The sequence below is a fragment of the Streptomyces sp. NPDC104313 genome (assembly GCF_055583985.1).
Map to the genome: position 1 here is coordinate 65,140 of NZ_JBVJMW010000024.1, position 16,451 is coordinate 81,590.

Here is a 16,451-nt window from a genome sequence, read left to right on the forward strand (position 1 = left end):
CGCCGTATCAGCGAGTCCTCGACCGGCGGGGCCGGCCTCGGCAGCCCGCGCGGCCGCGAGCCTGACGCGGCGCGGGCGGCGATAGCAACCTCGCGGACGTAACGCTGGGAGGGGGGTTTGTTGGTGCACAGCGAGGCGGCTGGTCTGGGGTGTTGTGGGTGCGCTGAGAGGTGGAATTGGCGGCTCGGACAGGTGGGTGGGGGTATCTGAGCTGGGGTTATGTGTTCTGAGCGGGGCTGGGTCTGTTGTAGTTAGTTCTGGCGTGTAAAGGCCCGGTTGGTGTTTGTACTGGTCAGGGCTGATTTGCCTGCCTGGGGTGTGCCTATCGGCCTCGGCGGGGGCGGTGTTGGGTTTCGGCGAGGTGGTCGAGGCGGATGGTGTCGAGGGTGGTTTTGGTGATGCGTTCGGTGCCGTCAGCTCAGAACAAGTCCTGGTAGACGGGTGCGTAGGTAACGGCTGTGGTGATGGTGTTTTCGATGTAGGCGCGGCCTTCCGCATCGGCTTCCTTGCTGGCTTGCGCGGCGAGGGCGGGTACGGTGCGTGGATCGTTGGCCCAGCAGGTGCTCAGCAAGTGGGCGGCTGTCAGGCGGACGACCCGGTGGGGTGAGTCCTGCAGCTGTTCACAGGCATGGTCGAAGCAGGCGTGCGAAGCGTCTTCCAGGACGCGGCGGCGAAGGGCCGCCGCGAGCATGTCGGGTGTGGGCTGTGCCGGCCAGTATTGGGCGAGGCATTCCCGGGCCGCTGCACGGACCGTGCTGTCCGAGTCCGTGACGGCGCGCGTTTCGATGAAGGAGCGAACGTTCTCTCTGTTGGGCCACTGCTGGCACAGACTCTTAAGGGCGGCCGCGCGGCACTCTTCCGCTGGGTCCTCGACGGCGCTGCACTGAAGAACTGGAAGCAGTGCTGCGTCGGTCTGGCCGAGAGGGATGAGCCTTTCCAGCGTCACCCGGCGCAGGGGCGTACTGGGGTCACTGGACAGACGGGCGATCATGAAGTCTTGGACTTCTGCGTCATCACTGTGATGGATGCGTAGCTCGACGAGCACGATGGTCCGCGTAGTGGCGTCAGGATGTTCGGAACCCCATGTGCGGATCACCGAACGGGCGTCTTCATCTTTGGTCCAGTAGGAGACGGTGAAGATGCGCATGGCTTGCTCGCGCAGCTTTTCGCTGCCGCTGCTGCCATTGGCGTACGCGAGTACGGCCTGGCGGATGCCCGGGTCGTTGGAATCCGCACTCGCGAGGGCGCGCAGAGCCTTCCAGCTGCCGTCCTCTTCGGGTGCTGCTGCGATTGTCTCCATGAGCCATTCCCGTGTCGCAGGGGTATGGCCGATCAGGACAGCGAGAGTCTCGAGGGCTGCGGACCGTACGCGCTCGGAAGTATCGCTGAGAGCGTGTCTGGTGAGAAGTTCCCCCAGATCGCCGTCGGAAGAGGCCCCCTCCACATAGGCGAGAGCTACGACGGCACTGACACGCAACTCCTCCTCACACACTGGATCGGCGAGGACACCCGACAGAAGGGCCCGGACCCGCGGCGCTTCGTCGGGAACAGTAGCCATGACCGAAGCAGCTGACTGCCGGACCGCGCTGTGGGGATCGTGCATCATCCGCTCATGCAAGAAATCCATCAGCTGCGGATTGCCCGGCCATGTGTACGCCAACTCGTAGAGCAAATCGCTTCGCGCATCGGGGTCGGGCTCGTGGGCGGCGCGCTCTTGGACGAAGGACCGAACGGCCGGATCACCTGCCCAGCGCACCGCCAGGTGCATCAGGGCCGACGCACGCCCCTGGCCGGTAGGCGCTGCCAGGGAGACGGCCTTCAATGCTTCCTTGTCCGTGAGCAGCGCGTAGAGGGCATATGAGCCGCCAAAGGCATCGCAGTGGAGCCAGCGAAGCAGATGCCGGGCGCCGATCCATCCTTGGCCGAGCAGGCTCAGGGGGGTCTCGAGATCCAGGCCGTCGTCGACCGGGCGGCGGTTGTTTTGCAGATGGAGGACAAGGGCCTGCGCGGTGCGGAAACTGAGGTCGCTGAGCCGGCCGATCCTGCGGATCTCGGACAGGGCGTGCAGGGCCAGGACGGGAGGTGGCGCCGCCGGGGCATCGTGGTTGGAGTCCGGGAGATCAAGGAAAACTTCCACAGCCCGTGCGGCGAAGCGCTCGCCGGTCTGCGCCACGATCAGCAGCAGCACCTCACGCCAGTGCGGGTCCGCAGCACGCAGCCTGAACACCCCGTCCAGGAGGTCTTCGTCGCTCAGTTCCCGCTGCTCGTAGCGCCGGACGATGTCTGAGGCGGCCAGGTACTCCAGGAAGGCGCGATGGACGAAGCCGTATACCTCGCTGCCGTAGCGGCTGAGGATGAAGTTCCGCTCCCGGAACTGGTTGACCATCGCTCGGGCGACCGTCGTGGCCGGCGCCGGCCGCAGCTGTAGGGTCTCGCGCAGGTAGTCGGTGAAGACCTTCTCGACATCCTCGGCCAGGACGTGATTGCCGGCGATGCCGCCTTCGCCCAACTGCATGTGGCGGGCCAGGCGTTCGAGCATCTCGCGGCGGTCGCGGTCATCCAGGTCTGCGATGGCCCGGATGCCGGGGGCGAGGTCGAGGTGCTTGGTGTCCTCGTCCCAGTGCGCGATCAGGACGTTGACGGCATGGTTGTAGGCTCCTGCTCTGTCCCGCGGAAGCCGCTGACGTCGGGCGATGATCGCGAGGATGGTCAGCAGCAGAGGGTTGCCCGCCAGCTCCCGCACCGGCCGTGATCCCGTGACGGCGTCGAGCAACCGGGTCTGAAGCCGGTTGGCACCGTCAAAGTCAGCCATGTCGGCTGCCGCGTACCACTGCTCGGCGAACGCCTTGATCTGTTCGTCGGTGAGGCTTTGGATCATGTAGTGCCGGAATCCGGCCGCGTCGAGAAGGTGGCGGCGGTAACCGATCACCCGGGACGTGACGACGACCCGCGCCTGCGGGTACCGGGCGGTGAATCCGGTGATCCGGCGCGTGACCGTCTCGCGGATCTTGGGGTCGAACAGCTCATCCAGGCCGTCGAAAACGATCAGCGCTTGTCCGCTGCGCAGACGGTGCCGCAGGAGAGCAGGGGCGGGAGCGTGCCCCTCCTGCGCATACAGGTGAGCCAGGAAGTCCTCGAAGGACCGCTCACGCCAGTCGGCATCGGCGTAGCGGCGCAACTCCACCACCACCGGCAGCAGGTCTCCCAGAACTCGCAGGGGGCCGCAGCTGCTGCCCGACACCAGAGTCAGTGCCAGACAACGGGCCACGGTGGACTTTCCCGCACCGGGGTCACCCAGCAGCACGATGCGGCTGGCCTCCGGTGATGCCAGGGCATCGAGCAAAGCAACTGCAGGGCGCTCCCGGTAGGCCTGCCGCGCCTGTTCCCACTGGCGCTGGTTGATACCGGGAGGCAGGGGCAGGCCACCGTCGGGCGCGCCCAGCTCGCCGTTTTCCACCAGTCTGCGGTAGAGCTCGACCGGCAACTCGACCCGCGGGGGGTCGGCCCGCACCGAAGGCGGCACGAAAACCTCGCGCAGCTCCATCCGAGGGTGCTCGCCCTCGGTGGTCGGGACGAGGACCTCGAGGTCTAGCCGGCCATACAGGACGCGCAACTGCTCTGCGTAGGAGCGAATATGAGCGTGCTCCTCCTCGGGAGACAGCTCCGCCTCGTCCAGCCCCGCTGGGGAAGCGACCGTCACGAAGGTGCGGTTGTCGATAACAGTCGAACCCTTGGCCGTGGCGTTGTGGGAAGCAGTGTCGCCGGCGGCCACAGCGCCACCACCACGGGCCGCCACCTGTCCCGGGAGACGGGTTGCCTTCGCCACTTCCTCCTCAGCTGCCGCCTCATCCGGCGCCTTGGCGCTCATTGCTCCTCGACCTCGCTGCTGGCTCCTGTAGCGTTCCCGGTCGCGTCTCCCGCGGCTGCCACGCTGCCCGCCCCTGAGGCACTCACCTGATGATGGCCGGCTGCATGCGGTACCTGGACTGGCGCGGGAGCCACTCGACGGGTCACCTTGGCACCCGTGGCCGTGGCATTGCCCACGGCGCTGCCTGCTGCGGCCACGGCCCCCGGACCGTCCGCCTGCACCACATGGCCGCTCGAGTTGCCCTGCCGCACCTCGAAGTAAATGCTCAGAGCACATCCCAGGAAACCGACGCACGCCCCGGACACGCTAGCGACCTTGTCCGCCGAATCCAGATCTGCCCAGAGCGCCATGGACGCCAAGGCCACCCCGGCCACGGCGAACCCTGCGGCCAGCACTCGTAGGACCATGTGCCCCATGCAATTGCCCCCTTGGCAGCTCAAGCCCACCCGAAAACTTTCACTCATCCTAGAAGGAGCTCCACCGCGCGCTGTGCTGCGTGAACGGAACGCACGTCCAGGGCGGCCGTCCCGGTGCCCGGGTGCGTCGTGCTCCGTGTAAGGGGAAGAGTCCGCAAGTTCCGTCAAGACCCTCTACAGAGGCTCGCCCCCGGCCAGCGATGGGCAACAGAGCGTGGGACACCATTTGAAACAACCCCTCCTCCCCGGTGCGAACGGATGTGCGCAGCCGTTGCCATTCCCGCCAGCGGTGGCTCGCTACCATGATTGAGACGGGTGTGCGAATTGATGCTAGGGAGAGCGCCGTGGCCTATGAACTTGATAAGCGCCTGGTCGTCGGTATCGCCTCCAGCGCGTTGTTCGACCTGGCGGAAGCGGATGCCGTCTTCCGTGAGCAGGGAGAGGAGGCCTACCGGGCCTACCAGGAGCGGCACCTGGACGACACGCTGGGCACCGGGGCCGCTTTCCCCTTCATCCGCAGACTGCTGTCCCTGAACGACCTCTCGCCCGACGACCCTCTGGTCGAGGTCATCGTCTTGTCCCGCAACGATCCCGACACCGGGCTGCGGGTCATGCGATCGATTCAGTCCCATGGCCTGCCGATCAGCCGGGCTATCTTCATGCAGGGCCGGTCGCCCTACCGCTTCATGCCGGCCCTGAACATGTCCCTGTTCCTGTCCGCGAACGAGGCTGATGTCCGCGAGGCTGTCGCCCTCGGGCTGCCCGCCGGCCGTGTGACGGTCAACAATGCCTACTTCCTGGGAGGCGGCGACGACGGCGAGATCATGAAGGTTCTCAAGCCGCACATCTTCTTCGAGACCAGGAAAGCCATCTGGTCAGCACGCCGCGGCCCACCCCTAGCGTCCGCGTCTCCTTTTGGGAAGAACAACGAACCGAGTCTCACTGTGTCGTGTTTCGGATGCCGAGGACGTCGTAGAGGTGCTGGCCGTGGGCCCATTGCTTGAGTTCCGGGCGTCCGACGAGGATGAGCTTGTGGTGTTGGGCGAAGTCGGTCGCGGGCCGGGTGAAGCCGTTGAGCGCGATCATGATCGGCAGATCGGCTCCGTGGTGTGGGCGAGCTGTCCCGTTGAATTTCTGTACGTGTCCTGATCCGACCGGGTTCTGGTATTGCTTGCACTGGAGAATCAGGAGGCGGTTGTCGCTGTCGCGGGCTGTGACGTCGACGCCGAGGTCACCGGCGCCGCCGACCCGGCGTGGGCTGAGGAATCCGTCCCGTGCCAGCAGGTCAGAACATGCCTGTTCGAAGCCCGTCGCGGTCATTGAGGACAGCTCCTTCATTCTGAAGGTGAGCATGTCCGGTCCGGCAAAGGCATCAGGGGCTATGAGCGTGTCCTGCGGGCGGGCGTAGACAGCGGACGAGGTGTCGGACACGAACGCCACCAGCCGGCCCAGCATGAGGAACATGAGCAGCCCGCCGGCCACGATGACCGCGGTCCACCACGGGTGGCCGGTGATCACGCCGCACAGGTCCACGGTGATCCACCGGCTGACGTCCTCGGTGATCCACTCCCAGAGCATCTTGCCGATGGCCAGCGTAAGAACGGAGTAGAGCAGGAACTTCAGCAGCGGGTCGAGCGACCCGTCTTCTTCGAACACCACACCTCCCGACCTGATGAACGAGGGATCCGGATCCTGAGGATCAGGCAGCCCGGTTGAACCGGCCCGCGCGGGACCCTGCAGACAGCCCGAGAAGCTCGTGCAACGCTCCGCCGTCCCGGGCCCAGCGCTCCAGCCTGTGTCGGTCGACCCAGTGCACGCCGTGCCGCTCGCCCCACGCCATGGCGTCACGGGTGAAGGTCCCGTTGGTGATGACGACAGCATGCGCCGCTTTGTGTACCGGCCCGGCGGTGCCCTTCACCGCGTACATCACCGAGGAGCCCACCTTCCCGCCGACGCGGGTGTGTTTGGCCTGTACCACTATCCGACCGAGCCGCGGATGGTCACCGATGACATCGGCGGCCTGGTCCCCGGCACCTCCGACCCTGCGGGCCGTACAACCGTCGCGGACCAGCAGGTCCCGCAGGGCATGCTCGAAGTGCCGGTCGTCCATCGCGTCGAACTCGACGAGGGTGATCCGAAGCGCTGCCACCCGCTCTGCCTTTCGGCGCCGCCGTGTGCTCGTCTGCCGCAGGCGCCATACGCCCACCGCTCCCACGAGCAGGACGAGTGCCAGCAGAACGGGCCAGGCCTGCGCCAACGCGCCTGCCGCTGCCACCCGCATCCGCAGGGCGAGCACGAGCACGGCCACCACGACAACGGCGGCTGAGACCACCTCGGCCGTGCCGCGAGGGTGCCGCAACCGCGGCAGCGCCATCAGTGAGTGCTCTGCGCGGAGGCGGCCGGCTTCGGATCAGCAGCCGGTGTAGGGACAGTGGACTCGCCGAACCCGAAGACCTGCCCCCACAGCCACGCGCCCGCCAGCAGACCGGCGATCATCCAGCCGCTCATCCGCTTCGCGCTGCGCGGCTTCGGGTTGCGGCGGATGTGCCCGCGTACGCGATGGAACCCGTCCGGCACCTTCGACATGCTGTTCCCCTCCCGCCGGCGGCCCGCGGAATGCGGCCCGTCCCTTAAGGAATTGGTGTAGCAGCGGGCACTGACAAAAACTGGTGGATCATTACGAGGCACAGTCCGGCAAAGCTTCGATCAAGCCACCACAGCCTCCCCAACCCTGCCGTCCCGGCTCTCCATGCTCCAGGCGGCTTCACCTCGGGCGACCTGCTTCCCGGCTCCCTGCCACCCCTGCCCTCACCCCACAGGTGGCCCGGCACCCAGCACCCCAGTGAAGCCCTCCCACCTGCACACTTGATGGTCGGTGACGCCGACGGTCCAGCCAGGACGAATTGGCGAAATGCAGCAGGCGCGTACTCGCAGCCTCAGTGCGCCGGGGCCGCCTGCTCCTGACCGCCACCCCGGCGTCCGGAGGTGGTGGGGTGCCGTCCCGGAAGCCACGGTCGGCTGGCCCTGTCCAGCGACCGGGCCGGTCGGGCACTTCCAGCCGCTCAGCGATGGACTGTACGACCAGCCGGGCCAAGGAACTTGCGGTCCCGTCCAAGGGCTACGCCAACTAAAATCAGATATCTGATCAGACTTGCATGGATAGTGGGTCTGCCGATAGCGTCCAAGCGCGGCAACGCCCGGATCCGAGGAGGCAGGCCATGCTGCTGACCACCGGACAGGCTGCAGAAGAACTCGGCTGTGCGATTACCACATATCGGCGTCTCATCAGAGCAGGCGTACTGCCCGGTCTTTCCCGGCGCGGTGTTCGCGTGATGACGCCGCTTTGGGTCGTCCAGGCCCTGCATAAACGCGCCCCTGCGCCCGTGGACCGCCTGGACGCCGACCTGCTCGGGGTCCTGCGTGTCGACGCGGCACAACAAGTCCATGACACCCACCGGAAATGGGCAGGCTACGCGCCAGACCTTGGCCCCGACGACCTCCTCAAGGGCTTGAGAGGCTGGTGGCGCTGTGATGTCGCGAGCGTGGCGGCCGGGGGAGTACTGCCGGTGACGGTGTCGGGCTATGTGGTGGCGGTCCTGACCGGCCTGGACAGGTGGGAGAAAGGCGAAGGCGGGCGGCACGCATTTCCCGATGCAGTCCTCGCTGGATATGTCAGCGACCTGGCCACCCCGATAAGACATCTGACCGCATCGTGCCAGACCGACCGGGACGTCGCGGATCTCCTCCTAGGAACCCGCTTGCCCTCGCAGTCGAGCGGCGCGATCGCGTACGTCTCAACCCGTAGCAGTACCGCCAACTGACCTGCAGGCCCAAGGGACCGTGATGGACGCAAAGACCTACAACGCACAGCTGGCCGAGCTGCGGGCCCTGCGCGACAACATCAAGAAAACCCAGGCCACCCTCGCCAAACTCGAGACGGACCGCGCCCGGCAGATCACCGCGCTGGCCGGATACGAGAAGGCGAAGGCAGAGCGCATCGCGCCCGCAGCCGGACTCAGCCTCGCCGACATCGTGGCGATCGCCCCGATCCTCGCCCCCGACCAGCTCACTAGCCCCGCACCGACAGTTCCGACCGGCGCAGCCGTCTCACCCCCTGAGCCTGCCAGAGAGACAGCACCGCCCAGCGGTCCCGAACCCGCACAGGAGCAGGTCTCGTCCCGGGCGGGCACGGTCGCCCCGGCCATGACCCGCCCCGCCCCTGAACCGGCAGCGGAGCCGGAACCACCCGCAGCCCTTTCTGCACCGCCTTCCGCGCTGGCCCCGGCCCCGGCCGCCGCCGCTTCTCCCGCGGCCCAGGGAGCACAGCGCACCCTTCCCGGTATCCCCGAAGGCCCTGATGGGGACCGTTGGTTCGCACATACCGCGAGCCTCGTCTCCACGCACCCGAACTTCACCCAGCAGGCCCGCAGCACTGTCTTCCTCGACACGCATACCGGTGTGCTGGTCCACCGTGACCAGACGTTCCGCATCGACCTGCCGACCGCCAGCGCCGCGGAAATCCTGAACACCGTCTTCCACGTTCTGCCCGGCGGCGTCGAGCGGATCTACATCACCGCAGGCGCCCCCTGGCACCTCCAGGCCGACCAGCACTCCTTCCTCAAGGACACCGTCGCCGCCTGGCTGAACGCCCCCACACCCGGCTGGCGCACGGACACCGGCCGCGGCAAGGACCGGATGGCCGGCCACTTCGTCCACCCCCGCAACCCCGTCGGCCGCTACCAGCGCGAGCACGGCGAGCAGCATGCCGAGATCCGGTCGGCGGGGGAGTGGTTCGACACCGAGGGCACCGAGCCGGCCGTCATCCGTGACGCGTTCGTCCTGCTGTGGAAGGCCCTGCGCCGCCACTGGCCCGACGCCGTCCTGATGGGCTCACCGTCCCAGACCGGCCGTGACCTGTGGACCCGCACCATCCCGACCAAGGGCCAGTACGCCGACGGCTACCCCGTTCTGTCCGAAGAGCTCCGCGGCCTATTCCACGCCACCGCAGGGCAGGGCCGCACCGAACTCATCACCCCGCCCCGAGTTCCCGCCCAGCTCCCCGCCCTGGTCGAGTACGACCGCACCTTCGCCTACGCCAAACACACCTGGAAATCCGGAGTCGGCACCCCCCGCCGCGTCACCGCGGCCACCTTCGCCTCCTGGTCCCAGAAGGAACAGACCAAAGCCCTGTTCGCCTGCGGCCACTGGCACATCCGCGTCACCGTCCCCGACACCTGGAACCACGTCGGAATCCTTCCCGCACCCGCCCCCGGCGACCGCGCCTGGCACTACCCCACCACCCCCGGCACCACGTTCACCACCTGGGCCGGCGGCCCCGAAATCCACACCGCCCTGTCCAACCCACACCAACCATGGAAGATCGAGATCCTCGACGGGATCCTCTTCGACGACGGCAAACCACTCGAGGACTGGTCCAAGAAACTCAAGGAAGCCTGGTCCTCCCTCACCGCCCAGGCCGACCTGAACGGCGACCCCGACCAGCGCACCGCAGCCCACCTCGCCGCACGCGCCGTCCGTGCCCTGCTCCTGTACGGAATCGGCGCCTTCGCCCAACGCCCCCGCACCGTCACCGGCACCACCCCCCGCACCATGGAACGCGACGTCCCACCGGACGCCGAAATCATCGGCTTCGACGACCAGACCATCACCTGGCAACGCCCCACCGGCTTCACCCGCGACCCCAACGCCCACCCCGAATGGGCCGCCCACATCTGGTCCTCCGCCCGCGCCGCCCTGCTCTCCCAGCGCCACCGCGACGACAACACCTACGCCGGAGCCCTCCACGCCCCGCCCGGCACGATCGTCGCCTTCCGCACCGACGCCGTCTACCTCACCCAGCCCCAGAACTGGCCCCACCACGGCCAGCCGGGCGACTACCTCAACAAAGGCCACCTCCCCGGCCCCATTCCGGCCCCCGCCACCGAAGACGAACTTCTGACCCTCCGCGACAAGGGCCGCGCCGCCCACCACGCCGCGCCCACCCCTGGGAGGGCCTGATGTCACCGCGCCGCAGGAACCCTCCGGCACCGCGCCGCAACGAAGCAGCCCGCCTGGCCGACCAACTCCAACAAGCCGGCTACACCAAACGCGACATCGCCCGCATCATCGACCGCGACGCCTCCCTCGTCTCCCAGTTCTACACAAAGAACAAGGGCGCAGCCTTCGTCCCCGCCCTCACCCAGGTCCTCACCGCCGTCCACACCGCAGGTATCAGCGACGTCACCGAACTCGCGGCCATCGCCGCCGGGCACACCACCCGCCGCACCACCGCCAGCGGCACCCGAGCCCGCGTCCGCACCAAAGCCGTCCTTATCACCCCCACCGGCACCGGCACCGGACGCGCCGGAGCACAAGCCATCGCCTCCGGATCCGCCCGGCTGCGCCCCCTGATCGCCGAAGCCGCCCGCCAAGGCCTGCGCCTGGCGTTCACCGTGCGCCTCGCCACGACCGGATACGTCCACGTGTCGGGAAGCCGCACCGACTCACCCGGCATCCGCCGCGACGTCATCCAGCGCGCCGATCACACCGAAGAACGTTCTTACGGATCGGCCGCCACCGGCGGCTTCGCGGCAGCCGATATCGCCCGACGTGTCGATGCGGCGGGCGGAGACGTCACCGCGGCCATCCACCGATGGCTGGCCGAAACCGGGCGCGTCCACGCCGACGCCCACATCACTCACCTGGAAATCCGTACCTGGCACCCTCGTTGACCTCGCCGGGGCCGCAGCGGCCGCACAGCCAACCCACCAAACAGCCGGAAGCGATGCCAGACAGTCGCGTTCTAGCCAGGCGGACTGCGGGGTTGGCCTGTTCCGGGTGGGTACCATCGTCGCCACACACTTTCCCCCACGTTGAGATCCGAGGACTACATGTCTGGAAACCTTCCCGTTCAGAGTGTCACGGCAGACTATGTGCAGCGGGTCGCTGATGACCTTGCGGTGAACCGGAGCGAGCAGGAGCGCGTGCGTAGCGAGCTGGCGCGGTTGCAGGACGAGCTGGTCCGTCTGGAGGACAGTGAGCAGGTCCTGACGAAGATGCAGGAAGTGCTCGGCGGCACGCCCAAGCAGACCGTGAAGCAGCGCAAGGGCGGCAAGGGGGCCGCGGTTCCCGCGGCGCGGGGCTCCAACAACAAGACAGCAGCAGGGAAGGCGGCTGCCGCCGCTGGGCGCAAGGCGTCCAAGAAGGCTGTGTCGCCCAAGAAGGCGGGGGCGCCGACGTGGCTGGAGCTGACCATCGCCTACCTGGGAGGGCAGAGCGAGCCCAGGTCGGCGGCAGAAGTAGCGGCCTCGCTCACTGAGGCGCACCCTGAGCGCACGGTCCAGGTGACGGTGGTGCGTAACTCTCTGGAACAGGGCGTTGCACAGGGCCTGCTGGAGCGTTCCAAGCAGGGACGTTCAGTCTTCTACAGCCCCGCTGCCCCTGCCTCAGCTCCGTCCGGTTCTTAGCCAGAGCCTGTTGCTTCAGACAGGTAGTCGGCAAACCCGCTCATGCAATGAGAAGGGGACTGCTGCACGGAAAGGTGACACCTGACCTGGTTTGCTGAGAAGCAGCCTGGAAGGATGTTGCAGTGCCCAAGCCGTATCCGAAAGAGTTCCGCGAGGACGTCGTGCGGGTCGGGCGCAACCGCGAGCCCGGCGTGACGCTGGAACAGATCGCCGCCGACTTCGGCGTCCACCCGATCACGCTGTCAGTGGCTGCGCCGCACCGACACCGACGATGGCGCCACGTCCCCAACGCCGTCGGGTGAGTTTGTCGAGTTGCGGCGAGACCCGCAAGCGGATCCGGTTGCTGGAGCAGGAGAACGAGGTGCTCAGGAGGGCTGCGACATGTCTGTCGCAGGCGAACCTGCCGGAAAATGATGTACCCGCTTGTCCGCGAGCTGGCCGCCGCCGATGCCCCTCACAGGGTGCCGGTAGCGGTGACGTGCTGGGTGCTCGGGCTGGCCCGCCAGCCCTGCTACCGGTGGCTGGCCTCTCCGGTCACCGACGCCGAGCTGACCGAGGCATACCGGGCAGGCGCCCTGTTCGACGCTCACCGCGACGATCCCGAGTTCGGTCACCGCTTCCTCCTCGACGAGGCCCGCGCGGCCGGTGAGGCGATGGCCGAGCAGACCGCCTGGCGGATCTGCCGCGACAACCGCTGGTGGAGCGTCTTCGGTAAGCGCAGGGGCCGCGGCAAGAACGCCAGGCCGGACCGCCGGTCCACGACGACCGGGTGCGCCGCAACTTCACCGCCGACGGGCCGAACCGGCTGTGGCTCACGGACATTACCGAGCACGCGACCGGCGAGGGCAAGCTGTATCTGTGCGCGGTCAAGGACGTGTACTCCGGCCGCATCGTGGGCTATTCCATCGACGCCCGGATGAAGTCCCGCCTCGCAGTGGCCGCGCTGGAGTCCGCTGTCGCCCGCCGCGGCCCTGCTGCAGGTTGCATCGTGCATTCCGACCGCGGCTCGCAATTCCGGTCCCGGAAGGTCGCTGCCGTACTCACCCGGCACGGCCTGGTCGGCTCGATGGGCCGGGTCGGGGCCGCCGGCGACAACGCCGCGATGGAGAGCTTCTTCGCCCTGCTGCAGAAGAACGTCCTCGACCGCCACACCTGGGCCACCCGCCAGGAGTTGCGGATCGCGATCGTCACCTGGATCGAGCGGACCTACCACCGGCGACGGCGCCAGAAGCGCCTGGGCCGATTGACCCCCGTCGAGTACGAGGCCATCATGACCCCACCCGCAGCCCTGGTTGCATAAACCCCGCTGTCACTCGACCATGCAGCAGTCCCAAGCGCTCGCGCTGTGGCTACGTGCCCAGCGCGAGCGCCGAGGCGTCACCTACGCGGCGATGGCGAAGCTGATCAACTACCAGTTCACCGCATCGATGCTCTCCCGCGGAGCGAGTGGAAAAGTTCCTTCACATGAACTCGTCAAAGCCTATGCGAAGGCTTGCGACGCCGACCCCGCAGACGCTCTGCGCCTGTGGAAGGCTGCCCGACGCTCCGAAGAGGAACTCCGGCGTCGTAAAGAAGCGGCCACCGACTTCCAGGACCTGGCCACCTCGGTCCGCTCCGCCCTCACCCACCCAGAAGTCATCGAGACCTTTGGCCAGCTGCGCCGGGCCATGATCCAGGAGCGGGCCAGGGAAGGGCAGCCCTCCCTGGGCTTCCTGCAAGCCGAAGCCGGCTGCAGAGTTGATGGCCGGCACCGGCTGCCCAAGAGCAGCCTGAGCGCCATCCTGCGCGGAGCGGCGATCCCCTCCCGTGACCACATCACCGCCTTCATGGAAGCAGTGGGCGCCTCACGACGGAAGGTCAGACGCTGGGAACAGGCGTGGGACCGAATCGCCGGAACACACGTCCGCCAACCCGGGAGGGCCATCCCGCCGCGGCCAGGCGAACTGCCGGCCTCCAGTCCCCCCGAACCACCCGTGCTGCTCGTGACCTCATCCGAGAACATCCTCGACTTCGAATACCTCCGGGACCAAGTAGTGAGCGACTACCTGAACAGCGAAACTCCCCCCATCTGGATGGGCCCCCAACGCCCCTACCCGCCGGCCGGACAGACCCGCTCAGGCCTGCCCATCCGAACCCCGCGACGCTACGAACGCCCCTCTCACCGAATTCAGTTCGTCCAACGACTCAGCCATTCTGCTCACGCCCCACCGCCCTTCGAGCCCGTTCCTCCCCGGCTCAATCCACAGAGAAGACACTGCACTTACGCCTGCCGAAGGGCATCCGATCATCGGGCTGCGAGGAACCGGGCAGCCGCAGGCTCACGTGACTGGCTGAAACGGCCGGGCAGTTGCCCGCCACCACATAATATGACGTCCTGCGCTTCTGGCGCAGGTGCCTCATCAGCATGCGGAACATCGGCACGCCACACCCCTGTCCGGTCCGGACCGGGGAGATACGGAGCAGTTCTCACGTGCACCTCGACAGCTTCTCCGCCTCCGGGTTCCGCTCGCTGACAGAAGTCGCCGACATACCCGTCAGCTGCCCGACCATCCTTGCCGGGCGCAACGACGGCGGGAAGAGCGCGGTCCTGACAGCCCTGTCATTCCTCCTGGGCGTGCACCGCCTGACGGACGAGGACCGCACCTACCAGCAGGGGGACGGTGCCACCGGCCGCCGCTGCGAGCAGACATGGGTCGAGGGTGTCTTCAGCCTGGACGAAGCCGAACGCGCCCCCGCGGAACTTCCCGGCACGATCAGGATCCGGCGCATCGCACGAGCCGGGGAACCGGCCTGCTGGGAGTACTTCGGCCAGCAGCCGGCCGACACCCGGCTGCGCGGACTGGACCGGCTTCTGAAGCAGCCGCTCGCCGACCTCGTCGCGGAGTTCGGTCTCTCGCCGGCCAGCTCTCTCAAGGAGGACCTGCTCGCCGCCGTCGCCGCCTACGCCCGAACAGCACCGCAGATCGAGCAGTGGCAGCCGTTGCCCAAGAACCTCGAGACGCGCCTGCCCCGTCTCCTGATGTTCGGCGGCAAGGACGAGCGCCCCGACGACGCGGTGCGCACGGCGCTGAACAGCTGCTACGAAACCCATTTGGAGGACGAGGCTCTCCAAGGGCAGGTGCGGCAGATCGAGGCGGAGATCACCCAGCGCCTGGAGAAGGAAGCCGATTCGCTGTGCCAGCACATCCGCCGGCACTGCAGCGAGTTCGTCGGTGTCCAGGTCAGGCCCGAGGTTTCGTTCAAGAGCGGTTTCAAGAGGGCGCCGCTGGAGGTGTCACGGGCCGACGGCGAACCTGTCGACCTGACCCGGTCCGGCCAGGGAAGCACCCGCCGTATCGCGCTCGCGGTGTGGGAGTGGACCAGTAACCTCCTGGCAGAGGCCGAACTGGTGTCCGCGGGAGAGCCGGATGCCGAGGCGCCGACCCAGACGATCGTCGTCTACGACGAGCCCGACACCCACCTCGACTACCGGCACCAGCGCACGGTCATGGACATCATCCGCAAGCAGTGCGCCCTTCCGCACGTCAGTGTCATGGTCGCCACTCACTCCATGAACCTCATCGACGGCGTCGACATCGCCGACGTCGTCCACCTGGGACTCAACGACCGCGGCCGCACTGTCGTGGAGCGCCTGGAAGACGACTGTCACGACGGGATCGATTTCCACCTCGGGCAGATCGCCGCGGCACTGGGACTGCGCAACTCCGTCCTGCTCCACGAACGCTGCTTCCTCGCCGTGGAGGGGGAGACCGAGCAGCAGTGCATCCCCCTGCTCTTCCGGCTCTCCCAGAAACTGTCCCTGCAGTCGGCCGGCATCGCCCTGTGGGCCTGCGAGAACAACGAGGGAGCCCTCCACCTGGCCCGCTACCTCGTTCAGCGCAAACGCTCGGTCATGCTCATGATCGACGCCGACAGTCGCACCAACAAGCTCTTCAAGGACGAAAAGCTCCGCAAAGCGGGCCTCGACCTGGACAAACAAGTCGCCTACGTCGGCGAAGCCCTCGGCTTCAACGAGCTGGAAGAACTCTTCACCGACGAACGCTGGGCCACGGCCGCCAACCTCCGATGGCCCCGGCCCGCCCCCCTGACCTGGAGCACCGAGGACTTCACCGCGCACCGCGGCACCAAGAAGTTCAGCGCCCGTGTTCTCGACATGATCAAGAGGGAGGCGGCGGAGGCCAGCCCCAACGGAAAACCGGCCATGCTCAACGGCCTGGTCACCACGCTCACCGCCCCCGAGGACGTTCCCCAGCAGCTACGAGAGGTCTTCGGCCAGCTCCAGGAACTCGCTCACTGACCGGACACCGGCCGCTGGCCACGGCGCTCCCGCATACGCTCCTTGCGCTGCTCATCGGTCGGTGTCTCCCAGGCATGCCAGCCCACCGCTTCCACCCATTGACGGGCATGGGAGCGAGCATCGATCCCACACCACCTGCACCCGCCCGGCGCGGGAAAACAGCCAGCACGAGCAGACTTCGGAGAGGTCATCTCTCCTCCTTCCCACCCCTGTATCTTCCCTGCCGGCACTGACAATCACGCTTGGTGACCAAGCCTCGCCAGTACTGCTCCAGAAGGGCGCAGAAACCTTCCTCCTATCTGCATCCATTGAACCGTTCCGGGTTCGGTAGAGACTCGATTCCGTGAAAGGATTGAGTCATGGCACGCCCCTCCTCCTATCCCCTTGAGCTGCGCAAACGAGCG

11 protein-coding genes and 2 pseudogenes are annotated in these 16,451 nt (G+C 67.3%); 8 read left to right on the forward strand and 5 right to left on the reverse strand.

Going from position 1 to position 16,451, the window contains the following annotated elements; genetic code table 11:
* Positions 1-418: 418 nt before the first annotated feature.
* Positions 419-3,868: an NACHT domain-containing protein gene (locus ACZ60Q_RS34370; protein ID WP_469641493.1), complete on the reverse strand. Its 3,450-nt coding sequence runs from the start codon at positions 3,866-3,868 to the stop codon at positions 419-421.
* 760 nt (positions 3,869-4,628) lie between these two features.
* On the opposite strand from ACZ60Q_RS34370, the gene ACZ60Q_RS34375 reads away from it, so the two are divergent.
* Positions 4,629-5,288 (forward strand): 5'-nucleotidase, encoded by a 660-nt coding sequence (locus ACZ60Q_RS34375; RefSeq protein ID WP_469641494.1) that lies wholly within the window; start codon positions 4,629-4,631, stop codon positions 5,286-5,288.
* Here ACZ60Q_RS34375 and ACZ60Q_RS34380 read toward each other — a convergent pair.
* From ACZ60Q_RS34380 to ACZ60Q_RS34390, 3 genes are read right to left on the reverse strand one after another with little or no spacing between them, the layout of a single operon-like run.
* Positions 5,224-5,940, reverse strand: coding sequence for a restriction endonuclease (locus ACZ60Q_RS34380; RefSeq protein WP_469641495.1), 717 nt, complete (start codon positions 5,938-5,940; stop codon positions 5,224-5,226). The genes ACZ60Q_RS34375 and ACZ60Q_RS34380 overlap by 65 nt on opposite strands.
* A gap of 43 nt (positions 5,941-5,983) precedes the next feature.
* Complete coding sequence (locus ACZ60Q_RS34385) at positions 5,984-6,658, reverse strand: restriction endonuclease (protein WP_469641496.1); 675 nt, start codon at positions 6,656-6,658, stop codon at positions 5,984-5,986.
* The gene (locus ACZ60Q_RS34390) at positions 6,658-6,870 is read right to left on the reverse strand and encodes a hypothetical protein (RefSeq protein WP_219613923.1); all 213 of its coding nucleotides are present in this window, start codon (positions 6,868-6,870) and stop codon (positions 6,658-6,660) included. The genes ACZ60Q_RS34385 and ACZ60Q_RS34390 overlap by 1 nt, the downstream gene beginning before the upstream one ends.
* 632 nt (positions 6,871-7,502) lie before the next feature.
* Between ACZ60Q_RS34390 and ACZ60Q_RS34395 the strand changes: the two genes are divergently transcribed.
* The 6 genes and pseudogenes from ACZ60Q_RS34395 to ACZ60Q_RS34420 form a co-directional block, all read left to right on the forward strand.
* A complete protein-coding gene (locus ACZ60Q_RS34395) occupies positions 7,503-8,105 on the forward strand; it encodes a DNA-binding protein (protein WP_469641497.1) in 603 nt (200 codons plus the stop codon).
* A 22-nt stretch (positions 8,106-8,127) separates the two neighbouring features.
* On the forward strand, positions 8,128-10,302 hold the full coding sequence (locus ACZ60Q_RS34400; RefSeq protein ID WP_469641498.1) for a hypothetical protein: 2,175 nt from the start codon (positions 8,128-8,130) through the stop codon (positions 10,300-10,302).
* Positions 10,302-11,015, forward strand: coding sequence for a helix-turn-helix domain containing protein (locus tag ACZ60Q_RS34405; RefSeq protein ID WP_469641499.1), 714 nt, complete (start codon positions 10,302-10,304; stop codon positions 11,013-11,015). The genes ACZ60Q_RS34400 and ACZ60Q_RS34405 overlap by 1 nt, the downstream gene beginning before the upstream one ends.
* Before the next feature lie 159 nt (positions 11,016-11,174).
* Positions 11,175-11,750: a hypothetical protein gene (locus ACZ60Q_RS34410; protein ID WP_469641500.1), complete on the forward strand. Its 576-nt coding sequence runs from the start codon at positions 11,175-11,177 to the stop codon at positions 11,748-11,750.
* A 122-nt stretch (positions 11,751-11,872) separates the two neighbouring features.
* Positions 11,873-13,050 (forward strand): annotated as a pseudogene (locus ACZ60Q_RS34415) (IS3 family transposase).
* A gap of 91 nt (positions 13,051-13,141) precedes the next feature.
* A pseudogene (locus tag ACZ60Q_RS34420) lies at positions 13,142-13,207 on the forward strand (hypothetical protein); the annotation flags it as partial.
* A gap of 3 nt (positions 13,208-13,210) precedes the next feature.
* Here the strand turns inward: ACZ60Q_RS34420 and ACZ60Q_RS34425 are convergent.
* A complete protein-coding gene (locus tag ACZ60Q_RS34425) occupies positions 13,211-13,501 on the reverse strand; it encodes a hypothetical protein (protein ID WP_469641504.1) in 291 nt (96 codons plus the stop codon).
* Positions 13,502-14,220: 719 nt separating this feature from the next.
* On the opposite strand from ACZ60Q_RS34425, the gene ACZ60Q_RS34430 reads away from it, so the two are divergent.
* Positions 14,221-16,047: an ATP-dependent nuclease gene (locus tag ACZ60Q_RS34430; RefSeq protein ID WP_469641501.1), complete on the forward strand. Its 1,827-nt coding sequence runs from the start codon at positions 14,221-14,223 to the stop codon at positions 16,045-16,047.
* Positions 16,048-16,451: the final 404 nt, after the last annotated feature.

Coding starts and splice junctions, on each gene's coding strand:
- ACZ60Q_RS34385 (WP_469641496.1), bottom strand. CDS start 6,658: ATGGCGCTGCCGCGGTTGCGGCACCCTCGCGGCACGGCCGAGGTGGTC.
- ACZ60Q_RS34405 (WP_469641499.1), top strand. CDS start 10,302: ATGTCACCGCGCCGCAGGAACCCTCCGGCACCGCGCCGCAACGAAGCA.
- ACZ60Q_RS34410 (WP_469641500.1), top strand. CDS start 11,175: ATGTCTGGAAACCTTCCCGTTCAGAGTGTCACGGCAGACTATGTGCAG.
- ACZ60Q_RS34395 (WP_469641497.1), top strand. CDS start 7,503: ATGCTGCTGACCACCGGACAGGCTGCAGAAGAACTCGGCTGTGCGATT.
- ACZ60Q_RS34370 (WP_469641493.1), bottom strand. CDS start 3,868: ATGAGCGCCAAGGCGCCGGATGAGGCGGCAGCTGAGGAGGAAGTGGCG.
- ACZ60Q_RS34390 (WP_219613923.1), bottom strand. CDS start 6,870: ATGTCGAAGGTGCCGGACGGGTTCCATCGCGTACGCGGGCACATCCGC.
- ACZ60Q_RS34400 (WP_469641498.1), top strand. CDS start 8,128: ATGGACGCAAAGACCTACAACGCACAGCTGGCCGAGCTGCGGGCCCTG.